Source organism: Geodermatophilus sp. SYSU D01180, assembly GCF_054050415.1.
In genome coordinates this window covers 60,907-74,061 of sequence record NZ_JBJGZH010000005.1, presented here as the reverse complement: position 1 = coordinate 74,061, position 13,155 = coordinate 60,907, and the positions used below count along the sequence as shown (strand labels likewise).

The following is a 13,155-nucleotide window of genomic DNA, read 5'->3' as shown; positions in this document are numbered from 1 at the left end:
GTACGGGGCGAGGATGACGTGTGACCATCTCCACGCGGTTCGCCGCCGCGCTGGACGCCGAGGCCGCCGGGAGCCCCGGGTCGGCCGAGCTGCTGCCGGTCCGCCTGAGCCGGGCCTGCGTCACCACCCTGGGGGTCGACGCCGCGGGGCTGTCGGTCGTCGACGGGTCCGGCTCGCGCATCCCGCTCGGGGCGAGCACCACCGAGGCCGCGTGCGCCGAGCGCCTGCAGTTCACCGTCGGCGGGGGGCCGTGCTGGGAGGCCCAGGAGACGCGGCAGCCGGTGTTCGCGCTGCTGGACGACCTGCGGCGCCGCTGGATGCCCTTCGCCGACCTGCTCACCGCGCAGACGCCGTTCCGCGCGGTGGTCGCCCTCCCACTGCGCGAGGACCTCGCGGGCGCCGGGGCGCTCGACCTGTACTTCACCGACGAGGCCGCCGTGCCGGAGCTCGACGTCTTCGCGGCGATGGCCGTCGGCGAGCTGGTCACCGCGGCGCTCAGCGACGCCGCCGTCTGGTCGGACTGGCCGGCCGAGCGCGGCCCCGACTGGCTGCACGGCCCCGAGGCGCGCCGGCGGGCCGCGGTGCTGCGGGCCGCGGGCCGGGCGGCGATGGCGCTGGACACCGACCCGGCCACCGCGCTGGACCTGCTGCGCGCCGAGGCCTACGCCGGGGGGCGCGCGGTGGAGGACGTCGCCGAGGACCTCGAGCAGGGCCGGCTCGACGTGCGCGAGCTCGCCCCGAACTGGCACCACTGACCCGTGCCGTGTGACCGTCCCCGCAGGTCAGGGGCGGAATCCGGCCCCGCGCGCGGGCGCTGTACCCCGCGTGACCGCAGCGCCCCCGCCGTCCGCCGTGTCCGCGCCCGTCCCCTCCCCCACGCGCCTGCTCGACGTCCGCACCGTCTACGCCGAGCCGGCCGCCCTGGACTCCGCCCGCGGCCGCGAGGTGCTCGCCCGCTTCCCCGGCGCGGAGGTCGTCGAGGTTCCCTCGCACTGGAAGATCCCCGAGCTGCACGGCAACGAGGGCAACGTGGACCGCTGGGTGCGGGTGAAGACCGAGACGCTGGTGCTCGGCGTGAAGAAGTCGCTCACCGCCCGCCCGAACGGCCGGTCGGCCGACTGGATCGCCCCCTCGACGGCGAACGGCTGCGCGATGGCCTGCGCCTACTGCTACGTGCCGCGGCAGAAGGGCTACGCCAACCCGATCACCGTCTTCACCAACATCGAGCAGATCACCGGCTACCTGCGCCGGCACGTCGCCCGGCAGGGCCCCAAGCCCGAGCCCGACCAGTGCGACCCGGTCAGCTGGGTCTACGACATCGGCGAGAACAGCGACTGCTCGGTCGACGCGCTGGTCAGCGACAACGTCGCCGACCTGGTCGCCACCTTCCGCGAGCTGCCCACCGCCAAGGCGTCGTTCGCCACCAAGTACGTCAACCGGCAGCTGCTCGACCTCGACCCCCGGGGCCGCACCCGCATCCGGTTCTCGCTCATGCCCGACGCCGACTCGCGGGTGGTCGACGTGCGCACCAGCCGGGTCGCCGAGCGCGTCGCCGCCGTCGACGACTTCGTCGAGGCCGGGTACGAGGTGCACCTCAACCTCTCGCCGGTGGTGCTGCGCGACGGGTGGGAGGCCGCCTGGGCGCAGCTGCTGCGGCAGCTCGACGACACCCTCTCCCCCGCGGCCAAGGACCAGGCGGCCGCCGAGGTGATCATGCTGACCCACAACCGGGACCTGCACGAGGTCAACCTCGGCTGGCACCCGAAGGCCGAGGACCTGCTGTGGCGGCCGGACCTGCAGCAGCCCAAGCGCAGCCAGAACGGCCAGTGGAACGTGCGCTACCGCAACGACGTCAAGCGGGCCGGCGTCGAGCGGCTGCGGGCGCTCATCGCCGCCCACGCCCCCTGGCTGCGCGTCCGGTACGCGTTCTGATGCGGCTCTCGCTCCTCGACCGGTCGCGCACCCGCGCCGGCGAGCCGGACGCGGCGGCGCTGCGCGGCACCGTCGAGCGGGCGGTGTCCGCCGAGCGGCTGGGCTACGCGCGGTTCTGGGTGGCCGAGCACCACGGCGTGCCCGGCATCGCCGGGGCCGCGCCCGGGGTGCTGCTGGCCGCGGTCGCCGGCCGGACGACGACGATCCGGCTGGGCTCGGCCGGCGTCATGCTGCCGCACCACCAGCCGCTCGTCGTCGCCGAGCAGTTCGCCACCCTCACCGCGTTCGCGCCCGGCCGCGTCGACCTGGGGCTGGGCCGCTCACCGGGCTTCACCCCGCCCGTGCGCCGGGCGCTGCGGGAGACCGAGCGCGACTTCGCCGCCGACCTCGCCGAGCTGCGCGCCCACCTGGACGGGACCGCGGAGATCACGATGCACCCGCGCCCGGTCGGCGACGTGCCGATGTGGGTGCTGGCCACCGGCCGCGGCCTGGAGGTCGCCGCGGCGCTCGGCCTGCCGGTCGTCGTCGGCGGGCCGCTGCTCGGGGTGGCCGGCGACCCGGAGCCGGGGCGGGAGGCGCTGGCCCGCTACCGCCGCACCTACCGGCCCTCGGAGCAGGCGCCGGAGCCGGAGGTCGCGATCAGCCTGGACGTGCTCGTCGCCGACACCGCGGCCGAGGCCGCCGACCTGCTGCTGCCCGAGGCGTGGGCGATGGCGCAGGCGCGCACCACCGGCGTCTTCCCGCCGCTGGAGCCGGTGGCCGCGGTGCGGGCGGCGCCGATGACGGCGGTGCAGCGGCGGCACGCCGAGCGGACGGCGGCCGCGGCGGTCGCCGGCACCGCCCCGCAGGTGGCCGCGCGGCTGACAGAGCTCGCCGAGCGCACCGGCGCGACCGAGCTGGTCGCCGCGGGCAGCACGCACGACCGCGCGCCGCTGGCCGCCTCCGACGAGGCCCTGGCCCGCCTGCTGGGCGCCCCGGCTCACCCCGTGGCGCCGGTGTCCCCGTGGGACGCGCCGACCGGCTTGGACTCCGGCGACCCCCGCTGGCGCAGGTAGACGGCGAACACCGCCATCGACCCGACCGCGAGCATCTCCGACTGCCAGTTCTGGAAGCTGCGGTTCCAGAAGTCGGCCTGGCCGAGATAGGCCACCCAGCTGACCGGGTCGGCGTGCGACTGCAGCTGCTCGGCGTTGTACGCCGCCCACCCGGCCACCGAGGTCGCCGCCCAGGTGAGCAGGAAGATCCCGGCGAACAGCAGGCCCAGGGACCGGGAGAACAGCGCGCCGCGCCAGCCGCCCACCCGCGCCCACGCCGGCGAGTCGTCACGGGCGTGCGCCCCCGTCCGCTGCGCCTCGTCGCTCTCGGTGCCGACGTCGTCCAGCTCCTTGGACTCCGGTGACCCGCGCTGCACCAGCCAGACGGTGGCGAACACGTAGAGGAAGAACTGCAGGTACTCCGACTGCCAGTTCTCCATGACGTCGACGGCGAACGACGACGAGGTCACGTAGTGCACCAGGGTGACCGGGGCGAGGCCCTCGGCCTGCCGGTCCTCGCTCACCTGCGCCGCCCCGGCGACCGCCTGCCCGGCCAGGGTGAGCAGGAACAGCAGGCCGAAGCCCAGGCTCAGCGAGTTCTCCCGGACGAACCGCCGCACGCCGCTCACCGCCCGAGCAGGGCGAGGACCAGGCAGTAGGCCACGCCGCCGAACACGGTCAGCAGGTAGGCCACGAACACCACTCGCACGGATCTCACGAGCCCTCCACCAGGCAGTCGTAGCGCCCCTCGCCGGCCGCCTCGCAGCCGGCCGCGGCCACCTCCCAGCCGTCGGGCGTGCGGCTGAGGAACAGCGTGTCGTCGGTGAGCCGCACCTGGGCCTCCTGACCCCAGACCTGCGCGGACACGACGCCGCCGGTGCCGAGCGGGAGCTCCTCGAGCGCCACGGGGCAGCCGGTCGGCTCCTCGTGCTCGAGCGCCTGCACCACCGCGTCGGTGAGCAGGTCGCAGCGGGTGGCGGGGTCCGCCGCGGCGAAGTCCCGGGCCACCTGCTCGACGTCGGGCAGGTGCGCGTCCGAGCACCCGGCCAGCAGGGCGAGGGCCGCCAGCGCCGCCGTCGCGCACACCGCCGTCCGCACGGGTCGTCCTCCCGTCGATCTCCCGCATCGGCTCCGCAGGTGTGCTGATCGTCGGACGGGGAGCCGGGCCCCGCCACCTCGGGTGATCACCCGATCGGGCGGTGAGCTGCGGCACTACGGTGACGCTGTGGCACGGGTGGTGGTCGTCGGCGCCGGGCTGGGCGGCCTCGCCGCCGCGGCGCGGCTGGGCGCGCTCGGGCACCGGGTGACCGTGCTGGAGCAGTCCGGCGCCGTCGGCGGGAAGCTCGGCTGGTACGCCCGCGACGGCCACGCCTTCGACACCGGCCCCAGCCTGGTCACGCTGCCGCAGGTGCTGCGCGACCTGTTCGACGCCACCGGCGGCCCGCTGGAGGAGTCCGTCGACCTCGTCCGGCTCGACCCCGCAGTCGACTACCGCTTCGCCGACGGCACCCGGCTGGCCGTGCCCGGGCACCTCGAGGCGGTCCCCGGCGCGCTCGACGCCGCGCTCGGGGAGGACGCCGGCGGTCAGTGGCGGGCGCTGCTGGAGCGGGCCGAGGCGATGTGGGCGATCACCGAGCAGCCGTTCCTGCGCTCGCCGCTGCGGGGCGCGGCCACCCTGGCCCGGCTGGCCCGCGACCCGGCCGACGTCGCCGCCGTCGCGCCCTGGCAGACGCTGCGGGGCCTGGGCGCCCGCTACCTGCGCGACCCGCGGCTGCGGGTGCTGCTGGACCGCTACGCCACCTACTCCGGCTCCGACCCGCGGCGCGCGCCGGCCGTGCTCGCGACCGTGCCCTACGTCGAGCAGGCGTTCGGCTCCTGGTACGTCCGCGGCGGGCTGCACCGGCTGGCGGAGGCGGTGGCCGAGCGGGCCCGCGAGCACGGCGCCGACGTCCGCACCGGCACCCCGGTCCGCCGGGTGCTGCGCGACGGCGGCCGGGTGGCCGGGGTGGAGCTGGCCGAGGGCGGCGAGGTGACCGCCGACGTCGTCGTCTCCGGCGCCGACGCCACCGCCCTGTACGCCGGGCTGCTGCCGCCGGATCGGCGCACCCGCGCGGTGCGGCGCGGGCTGACCCGGGCGACGCCGTCGCTGTCGGGCTTCGTGCTGCTGCTCGCCCTGCGCGGCCGCACGCCGGGCCTGGCGCACCACACCGTCGCGTTCCCCGCTGACTACGACGCCGAGTTCGACGCGGTCTTCGGCACCGGCCGGCACCGCGGGCTGCCCTGCCCGGTGCCCGACCCGACCGTCTACGTCAGCGCCCCCGACGACCCCGCCACCCGGCCCGACGACGACAGCGAGTCGTGGTTCGTCCTGGTCAACGCGCCGCGGCACGACCCCGAGTGCGGCGTCGACTGGGACACCCCGGGCCTCGCCGACCGCTACGCCACCCGGGTGCTGGAGGTGATGGCCGCGCGCGGGCTCGACGTCCGGTCCCGGCTGCGCTGGTGCGTGACCCGCACGCCGGCCGACCTGGCGCGAGAGACCGGCAGCGTCGGCGGCTCGATCTACGGCACGTCGAGCAATGGCGCCCGCGCGGCGTTCCTGCGCCCGGGCAACGCCGCCCCGGTGCGCGGGCTGTACCTGGTCGGCGGCTCGTCGCACCCGGGCGGCGGGCTGCCGCTGGTGACCCTGTCGGCGGAGATCGTCGCCGGGCTGGTCGGCCCGGCCTGACGCACCCCGGCGTGCGAGGGTCCTCCGGTGCGCACCGACCCGCCGGAGACCGCCGACGAGACCACCACGCTGACCGGCTACCTCGCCTACCAGCGCGAGACGCTGCTGCTGAAGACCAGGGGGCTCTCGCGCGAGCAGCTGGCGCGGGCGCACCCGCCGTCGTCGCTCACCCTGGCCGGGCTGCTCTACCACCTGGCGCTGGTCGAGGAGTCCTGGGCGGTGGAGCGGTTCGCCGGGGAGCCGATCCCCGCGCCGTGGGACGGCGTCGACTGGGACGCGACCCCCGACTGGGAGTTCGACGCCGCCGTGGACCTGGAGCCGGAGGTGCTGCGCGGGCGCTACCGGGAGGCCGGGCGGCGCACCGACGCGGTGGTCGCGGCGGCCGGGTCGCTGGACGCGCTGTCGGCGGTGCCGCTGCGCACCGGCAACCGGTTCAGCCTGCGCTGGATGCTGCTGCACCTGGTCGAGGAGACCGCCCGGCACAACGGCCACGCCGACCTGCTGCGCGAGGCGGTGGACGGCGTCACCGGCGAGTGAGCCGCTACTGCGCGAGCTCCGTCGCCCAGGCGGCGACGGCGATCCCCCCGGTGGTGCCGGCGTCGACCCACATCGGCAGCGCCTGGCCGGGGTGGCCGGGCACCGGGACGACGTACAGCGCCTGCCCCTCGGTGAGCCCGCCGTCGGTGACCGTCGCCGACCAGGAGACGCCGGTGACCGCGCTCTGCCCGGGCTGCAGCACCAGCGGGGACGGCCCCGGGTCGCGGACCATGTAGGTCGACTCGTGGGCCACCGTGAACGGCATCGGCCGTCCCGTCCCGTCGAGGACGGCGACCTCGGCGTAGCCGGTGACGTCCCGCGGCGCGTCCCCGCAGTTGGTCACGGTGACGACGACGCCCCGGTGGCCGAGGCCGGCGTCGACCGGGCCGGCGGTGACGAGCAGGCCCAGCGGCGAGCAGGTCGGCGTCACCGGCCGCGGCACCTCCGGGGCGCCGGGTGCGGGGGTCGGTTCGGTCGGCTCCGCGGCCGGGGTGGGCGCGGGCGGGACGCCGATGCCCGCGGCCTCGGCGCCGGCCGGTGCGCGGGCGGCCAGCGCTCCGGCCGTCACCGCGACGACGGCCAGCGCCACCAGCAGCGGGACCAGCCACCGGGTCCGCGGCGCCCCGGCCCCGCGCGGTGTGTCAGCCCCGCGCGGCACCGAGGCCCAGCACGGCGGCGAGCCCGAGCGCGCTGCGCGGCGCGTAGGCCGCCCGCCACAGCCCGCCGTGGACGGCGGCGTACGCCTCGTCCTGCCACGGCTGCTCGTGCCGCGGCCCGCCGCCGGTGTGCAGGTCGTGCACCAGCAGCGCGGCCATCAGCACGTTCGACGTCGCCGGCTCGAACACCTCGACGCCGAAGCGGTGCGCCCCGGCGTAGGCGGCGGCCAGCGCCCGGTTCTTCACCACCGACCGGGTGCGGGTGGGCGGCGCGACGTTCATCGACACCGTCGCCCCGGCCGCCCGCGCGACGGTCGCCCGCCACCGCTGCAGCCGCTTGGCCAGCGCGTAGTTCGGCCCCTGCTGGGCGACCAGGCTGTCGCTGATGCCCGGGTCGGTGCCCGGCACGTACGCCCGCTGCAGCAGCCGCCCGGCCGAGAGCGTGCGCAGCGGCCGGCCGAGGAGCTTCCCGGCGCGGGAGCGGCCGGCGTAGGCGCGCGCCGACTGCGCCACGGCGTCGCCGGGGACGGCGAAGACGTCGGTGGGCGTGGCGAGGAAGGCCAGTGCGAGGTCGGGCCGGTCACGCTGGAGGCGGAGGGTGAGCGCGTCGACCGCGGCCGACACCCGCACGTTGGTGGCGCCGTCGGCGTAGACGTAGTCGCCGAGCACCGGGTCGCCGTCGAGTCCGGCCACCCAGTCGCCGACGGCGGGCACCTCGCGCACGAGGTCGGCGCCCGCGGTGGCGGCGAGGTCGCCGTCCTCGGAGCCGCTGGGCAGCAGCAACCGGCCGGCGCCGCGGCGGGCGGTGTCGAGCACCCGGCGCCAGAGGTCCGGCCGCGGCAGGTCGACCCCGGCCACGGTGGCGCCCCACCGCAGCAGCGCCGTCAGCGGGCCCATCTCCGCGCCGGCGCCGAGCACGACGACGGTGCGGCCGGGCAGCGCCAGCCACTCGGGGTGCGCGGCCACGGTGCGCACCGCCTCGGCGAGGCTGGGCTCGGCGATGCCGCCCTCGACCCAGGTGTCCACCTGGCGCAGCAGGTCGTCGCCGCGCAGCCGGCGGCCGTGGAAGGGCAGCGTGAACTCGCGCTCGGGCTCGGCGGTGCCGGCGACCTCGCGGGTCTGCAGCGCCCGCCCGGCCGGTGCCGCGGGCAGCGCGGTCAGCGGCTGCTCGCCGTCGTCGGCGGCCACCCGCAGCCGGGCGTGGACGGCGTCCAGGCCGGCCGCGGCGATGGTCCGGGCCGCGTCCGGGGAGGCCAGCCCCGCCTCGACCAGGCGGCGGAAGTGCACCAGGTAGCCCGCCCGCCAGTTGGTCTCGGACTCCGCGGCGCGGGCGCCGGTCGGGTCGACCGGGCGCAGCGCGTCGGCGACGACGGCGCGGCCGACCGCCGCGGTGCTGCGCCGCCCGTCGGGGCCGGCGGGGAAGACGACTCCGGTGTCGTCGGTGCTCATGGGCTCCTCAGTCCGTGACGGTCGGTGGCGGGTCGAGCGGGGCGCCGGCCTCCAGCCAGCGCAGCAGCGTCCGGGCGCCGAACCCGGTGCCGCCCTTGACCACCTCGGCGTCGTCGGAGCCGGCCCGGGCCGGGCCCGCGATGTCGAGGTGCGCCCACGGCAGGTCGCCGGCGAACGGGCGCAGGAACAGCGCGGCGGTGGTGCCGCCCGGGTTGCCGGGGGCGTTGTTCGCGTCGGCGACGTCGCTGTGGAGCAGGTCGGCGTACTCCTCGGCCAGCGGCATCCGCCAGACCCGCTCGCCGGCGTGCAGCGCCGCGGTGGACAGCGCGCCGGCCAGCCCGTCGGTGGTGGCGTACAGCCCGGCGGTGCGGGCGCCGAGCGCTGTGCGCATCGCGCCGGTGAGCGTGGCGACGTCGACCAGCGCCGTGGCGCCCAGGTGGAGGCGGGCGTGGGCGAGGCCGTCGGCGAGCACCATCCGGCCCTCGGCGTCGGTGTTCCTCACCTCGGTGGTGCGCCCGCCGACGTGCCGGACGACGTCGGCCGGACGGTAGGCCGACCCGGACACCGCGTTCTCCGCGGCCGGGACGACGGCGGTGACCGCGACCGGCAGCTCCAGCCGGGCCGCGGCGTCAACCGCGGCGAGCACCGCCGCTCCCCCGGCCATGTCGGTCTTCATCTCGCGCATGCCGGGCCCACGCTTGACCTGCAGGCCGCCGGTGTCGAACGTGATGCCCTTGCCGACCAGCACCGGCCGGGCGGGGCCGGCGCCGGGCGGCGCATACGCGGCGACGACGACCCGCGGCGGGGACGCCGAGCCGCCGCCGACGGCGAGCACGCCGCCGAAGCCGCCCGCGGCCAGCTCCTCGGGGCCGAGCACGGTGACGGTCACGTGCGGCAGGCCCGAGAGCCGCTCGACGGCCTGCCCGGCCAGCCAGGCGGGGTCCTTCGTGTTGCTCGGGGTGTTGACCAGGTCACGGGCCCAGGCGACGGCGGAGCCGGTGACCTCCCCGGCGCGGGCGGCGGCGACGACGGCGGGGTCGTCGGCGTCGGCGGCGACCACGGTGACGGTGGCCAGCCGGCGCGGGTGCGGCTTCGACGTCTCGCGGAACCGGTAGCCGGCCAGCAGCGCGGCCTCGACGGCGGCGCGGACCTCGTCGGCCCCGGCGGGGGCGGTGGCGGCGTCGAGGGGCAGGACCAGCCGGGTGGCGCCGTGCTCGGCGAGGGTCTGCGCACGGCGAACCGCGGTGGCGACGTAACCGCGCAGGTGGGGCAGCGTCCCGTCGCCCAGGCCGACGGCGACGACGCTGCGCGGGGAGCGGCCGGGGACGGGCAGGTTCGTGATCGCGCCGCGCCGGCCGGTGTTGCCGGTGTCCTGGAGCGCGCCGGCGAGCAGGTCGGCCGGGACCGGCGGGGCGGAGCCGGGGGCGGGCGAGGTCAGCCAGGTCGGCAGCGTGCCGCCGGACCCGACCGGGACGGCGAGGACGTCGTCCTCGGTGAGGTGCGGCAGGCCGGCGAGCAGTTCGACCCGCGGCAAGGGTGCGGCCCCGGTCGCCGGCGTGCTGCCGGCGACCGGGGCCGCGTCGTCCTTCGCGGTGCTGCCCGAGGGCGAGCTCGCGGGGACGTTCAGCTGGTCGCGCCCTTCAGCGCCTCGGAGAGCGCTGCGGCCTCGTCGGGGGACAGTTCGACGACCAGCCGGCCGCCGCCCTCGAGCGGCACCCGCATGACCAGGCCGCGCCCCTCCTTGGTGACCTCCAGGGGACCTTCACCCGTGCGCGGCTTCATGGCCGCCATGCGTGCCTCCTTCGCCGGCCACCCGTCGCCCCTGTGCGGCTGCGGTGTGGCTGTGTCTCGTGCAGTGAGCTCCGCTACCCATGATCCCGTATGACCGCCGCGGAACCAACCGGAGCCCCCTCCCGGGTGGCGCGGAAGCACGTCGCGACGTGGTCGTCGACCATGCCGGTGGCCTGCATGAGCGCGTAGGCGGTGGTCGGTCCGACGAAGACGAACCCCCGCCGCTTGAGCTCCTTGGCCATCGCGGTGGACTCCGGACTGGTGGCCGGGACGTCGGCGAGCGTGGCCGGCCGCGGGCGCTCCCCCGTCGGCGCGAAGGACCACAGCAGCGCCGACAGGCCCTCGGGGACCTCCTGCGCGGCGCGGGCGTTGCGGGTCGCGGCGGCGATCTTGGCGCGGTTGCGGACGATGCCGGCGTCGGCCATCAGGCGGGCCTCGTCGTCGGCGGTGAAGGCGGCGACGGCGTCGATGGAGAAGCCGGCGAAGGCGGCCCGGAAGGCGGGGCGCTTGCGCAGGATGGTGATCCAGGACAGGCCGGACTGGAACGCCTCGAGACAGAGCCGCTCGAACAGCGCGTCGTCGCCGTGCAGCGGGGTGCCCCACTCCTCGTCGTGGTAAGCGACGTACTCGGGGGCACTGTCACCCCAGGCGCAGCGCACGCGGTCGGTGGTCGGCACGGGCTCCACGACGGCGACGCTAGTGGCGCCGTCCGACAGGTCGGTCGTCATGGGCAGGTCCTACCGCCGTCCGGGCCGGCTGCACGACGGCGGTCGGCGATCTGTGGACGAGACGCTGACCTGGGGATTCGCGCTGCAGGAGGCCACCGGATGCACTAGGCTTCGATCATGTGTTCGGGTGAGCTGGGGAGCGGGGACGTCCTCGACGACGTCGCCGCGCTGGTCGCCGAGCGCAACCGGATCGACGCCCGGTTGGCCCGCGCGGTGCGGGCAGCGGAGTTGTCCCAGGCGCCGGAGCGGGACGGGCTGAAGTCAATGGCCTCCTGGCTGCGCGGGCACTGCCGGCTGTCGGCGGCGGAGGCGTCGCGGCTAGTGCGCAACGGCCGGGCGCTGGAGCACCTGCCGGCACTCGCCGAGGCGCACGCGGCAGGTCTGGTGTCGGCCGAGCAGGTCGCCGTGGCCGCCCGCGCCGTGACCCCCGAACGACTGGCCGCGGCTGCGGCCGTCGGGGTGGACCTGGCGGTGATCGACGCGGTCCTCACCGGGGTCGCGGTCGAGCGGGAGCACGCGGACCTGGTGCAGGTGGTGCAGTACTACTGCAACGACCTGGATCCCGACGGGCCGGAGCCGGACCCCACCGAGGGCCGGTCGCTGACGCTGGCCAGGCACGCCGACGGGTCACTGAGCATCCGCGGCCACCTGGACCCGGTCGGCGGGGAGAGGCTGCAGACCGCCCTGGAGGCCCACGTGCAGGCCGACCGCCCCGCCGGCGACGACCGCACCCGCGCCCAGCGGTTGGGGGACGCGCTGGTGCAGGTCGCCGACAACGCCCTCGCCGCCGGGACCCTGCCGATCCTGCGCGGGCACAAGCCGCAGATCGCCGTGCGGATCGACCTGGACGACCTGGTCGACCCGGCCAGCAGCCCCAACGCAGGGCGGCTGGGCTCCGGCGCCACCATCTCCGCCGCCAGAGCCCGCTGACTGGCCTGCGACGGCGCCGTCTCCCGCGTCGTGTTCGGCCCCGACGGGACACCGCTGGACCTCGGCCGGGAACAGCGACTGGCCAGCCGCCACATCCGGCGCGCCGCGGAACTGCGCGACGGCGGCTGCGTGTTCGCCGGCTGCGGGGCGCCGACCTGGTGGTGCGACGTCCACCACCTCATCCACTGGATCGACGGCGGCGACACCAGCCTCGACAACTCCGCGCTGCTGTGCGAACGCCACCACACGAAGGTCCACCACGGCTTCCGCGTCGAACGACAACCGACCGGCACATGGCGCACCTACCGGCCCGACGGCACCGAGATCACCACCCGGCCGCCATCGCTCGCCCCCGCCGCCTGAACTCGGCCCGGGGACGGGTGGAACTGGGGCTGCCCTGCGGATGACGCGAGCCGTCACTGCTGGCGGTGTCCCTGAGCGGCCCACCACGGGACAACGATCGTCACCGTGCCTACCCGTCGCCGGCTGGGACGGCTCAGCTGTGGGCAACTCTCCGGTCGTCGGCCTCGCCGCGGACGAGGAAGGCCGCGACGACCCCGAAGACGATGAGGGCGATCGTGGCGAAGGTGGCCAGCACCGCCCCGCCGGACGCCGCCTGGGTGCCGACCGCCTGGTCGACGCCGCCGGTGGACAGCATCGTGGTGGGATCGGTCAGGGCGTGCAGCACGATCGCGGCCCAGATGGTGCCGGTGACGCGCATGGTCAGGTACATGCAGACGCCGAAGCCGAAGGTGTAGACCAGGGTGCCGAGCACCGTCTGCAGCGACATGCCCGAGAGCAGGTTGATCGAGTGCATCAGCGCGAACAGCGCTGAGGACACGATCGCGACGAACCGCTCGGAGTGCCCGGCGTCGCGCAGCATCGTGACGGCCAGGCCGCGGGTGGCCAGTTCCTCGGCGACGCCGATGCACACACCCAGCAGGGCCAGCATGGCGACCTCGCTACCGGTCCAAGCGTCCCAGTCGGTGGCGATGACGTGTCCGAGGACGGCGAGGAGGACGAGGGCCGGCCCGATCCACATCCAGCCGCGGCCGCGGACGGGCTGCCGGCCGAAGACCCGCGGCAACCAGCCGATCCGCCAGGTGAAGACCAGGAGCGCGACCGCGCCGATGCCGATGGGTGCGACCAGGCCGACGAAGACGCTGGTGGCGTCGGCCAGCACGTTGTCGGGGTCGACCGCGTCGCCGAAGAGCAGGCCGAGCAGCAGCCCGGCCGCGAGGTAGAGCACCAGGTAGCCGACGACCAGCGCGAATGCCTTCCACGTCGCCGGTCGGTTCCAGAACGAAGCGCGGGCGGACGCGGTCTCGGTCACAGCAGGATCCTGGCAGCACAGGCACGACCGCAGATGT

The 13,155-nt window shown here is 76.5% G+C and carries 15 protein-coding genes; 7 read left to right on the top strand and 8 right to left on the bottom strand.

Translation table 11 applies throughout. The features are described from left to right. Positions 1-20: 20 nt before the first annotated feature. The 3 genes from ACI8AA_RS06680 (at position 21) to ACI8AA_RS06670 (ending at position 2,987) form a co-directional block, all read left to right on the top strand. Positions 21-755: a GAF domain-containing protein gene (locus tag ACI8AA_RS06680; RefSeq protein ID WP_457043710.1), complete on the top strand. Its 735-nt coding sequence runs from the start codon at positions 21-23 to the stop codon at positions 753-755. 70 nt (positions 756-825) lie between these two features. Then, the gene (locus ACI8AA_RS06675) at positions 826-1,932 is read left to right on the top strand and encodes a spore photoproduct lyase family protein (RefSeq protein ID WP_457043709.1); all 1,107 of its coding nucleotides are present in this window, start codon (positions 826-828) and stop codon (positions 1,930-1,932) included. Next, positions 1,932-2,987 (top strand): MsnO8 family LLM class oxidoreductase, encoded by a 1,056-nt coding sequence (locus tag ACI8AA_RS06670; protein ID WP_457043708.1) that lies wholly within the window; start codon positions 1,932-1,934, stop codon positions 2,985-2,987. Before ACI8AA_RS06675 ends, ACI8AA_RS06670 begins: the two co-directional genes overlap by 1 nt. Here ACI8AA_RS06670 and ACI8AA_RS06665 read toward each other — a convergent pair. Both ACI8AA_RS06665 and ACI8AA_RS06660 read right to left on the bottom strand, forming a co-directional pair. Then, complete coding sequence (locus ACI8AA_RS06665) at positions 2,912-3,595, bottom strand: DUF6766 family protein (protein WP_457043707.1); 684 nt, start codon at positions 3,593-3,595, stop codon at positions 2,912-2,914. The two genes, ACI8AA_RS06670 and ACI8AA_RS06665, sit on opposite strands and share 76 nt — an antisense overlap. Before the next feature lie 85 nt (positions 3,596-3,680). Further along, positions 3,681-4,064: a hypothetical protein gene (locus ACI8AA_RS06660; protein ID WP_457043706.1), complete on the bottom strand. Its 384-nt coding sequence runs from the start codon at positions 4,062-4,064 to the stop codon at positions 3,681-3,683. 127 nt (positions 4,065-4,191) lie between these two features. Between ACI8AA_RS06660 and ACI8AA_RS06655 the strand changes: the two genes are divergently transcribed. Next, positions 4,192-5,694 (top strand): phytoene desaturase family protein, encoded by a 1,503-nt coding sequence (locus ACI8AA_RS06655; RefSeq protein ID WP_457043705.1) that lies wholly within the window; start codon positions 4,192-4,194, stop codon positions 5,692-5,694. Positions 5,695-5,721: 27 nt separating this feature from the next. Continuing rightward, complete coding sequence (locus ACI8AA_RS06650) at positions 5,722-6,231, top strand: DinB family protein (RefSeq protein ID WP_457043704.1); 510 nt, start codon at positions 5,722-5,724, stop codon at positions 6,229-6,231. 4 nt (positions 6,232-6,235) lie between these two features. Here the strand turns inward: ACI8AA_RS06650 and ACI8AA_RS06645 are convergent, their stop codons facing one another. The 5 genes from ACI8AA_RS06645 to ACI8AA_RS06625 form a co-directional block, all read right to left on the bottom strand. Beyond that, entirely contained in the window at positions 6,236-6,889 is a 654-nt protein-coding gene (locus ACI8AA_RS06645) for a DUF4232 domain-containing protein (RefSeq protein WP_457043703.1), read from the bottom strand. Next, a complete protein-coding gene (locus tag ACI8AA_RS06640; protein ID WP_457043702.1) occupies positions 6,873-8,336 on the bottom strand; it encodes a hypothetical protein in 1,464 nt (487 codons plus the stop codon). The genes ACI8AA_RS06645 and ACI8AA_RS06640 overlap by 17 nt, the downstream gene beginning before the upstream one ends. Before the next feature lie 7 nt (positions 8,337-8,343). Further along, positions 8,344-9,870 (bottom strand): leucyl aminopeptidase family protein, encoded by a 1,527-nt coding sequence (locus ACI8AA_RS06635; protein WP_457043701.1) that lies wholly within the window; start codon positions 9,868-9,870, stop codon positions 8,344-8,346. A gap of 89 nt (positions 9,871-9,959) precedes the next feature. Further along, a complete protein-coding gene (locus ACI8AA_RS06630) occupies positions 9,960-10,127 on the bottom strand; it encodes a DUF3117 domain-containing protein (protein WP_012947303.1) in 168 nt (55 codons plus the stop codon). Positions 10,128-10,201: 74 nt separating this feature from the next. Beyond that, positions 10,202-10,855: a DNA-3-methyladenine glycosylase I gene (locus tag ACI8AA_RS06625; RefSeq protein WP_457043700.1), complete on the bottom strand. Its 654-nt coding sequence runs from the start codon at positions 10,853-10,855 to the stop codon at positions 10,202-10,204. A 117-nt stretch (positions 10,856-10,972) separates the two neighbouring features. Here ACI8AA_RS06625 and ACI8AA_RS06620 point away from each other — a divergent pair, with 117 nt between their 5' ends. Both ACI8AA_RS06620 and ACI8AA_RS06615 read left to right on the top strand, forming a co-directional pair. After that, a complete protein-coding gene (locus tag ACI8AA_RS06620; RefSeq protein WP_457043699.1) occupies positions 10,973-11,785 on the top strand; it encodes a DUF222 domain-containing protein in 813 nt (270 codons plus the stop codon). Between the two features lie 30 nt (positions 11,786-11,815). Continuing rightward, a complete protein-coding gene (locus ACI8AA_RS06615) occupies positions 11,816-12,148 on the top strand; it encodes an HNH endonuclease signature motif containing protein (protein ID WP_457043698.1) in 333 nt (110 codons plus the stop codon). 133 nt (positions 12,149-12,281) lie between these two features. On the opposite strand, the gene ACI8AA_RS06610 is transcribed toward ACI8AA_RS06615, so the two are convergent. Continuing rightward, a complete protein-coding gene (locus tag ACI8AA_RS06610) occupies positions 12,282-13,118 on the bottom strand; it encodes a CPBP family intramembrane glutamic endopeptidase (RefSeq protein ID WP_457043697.1) in 837 nt (278 codons plus the stop codon). Positions 13,119-13,155 lie beyond the last annotated feature (37 nt).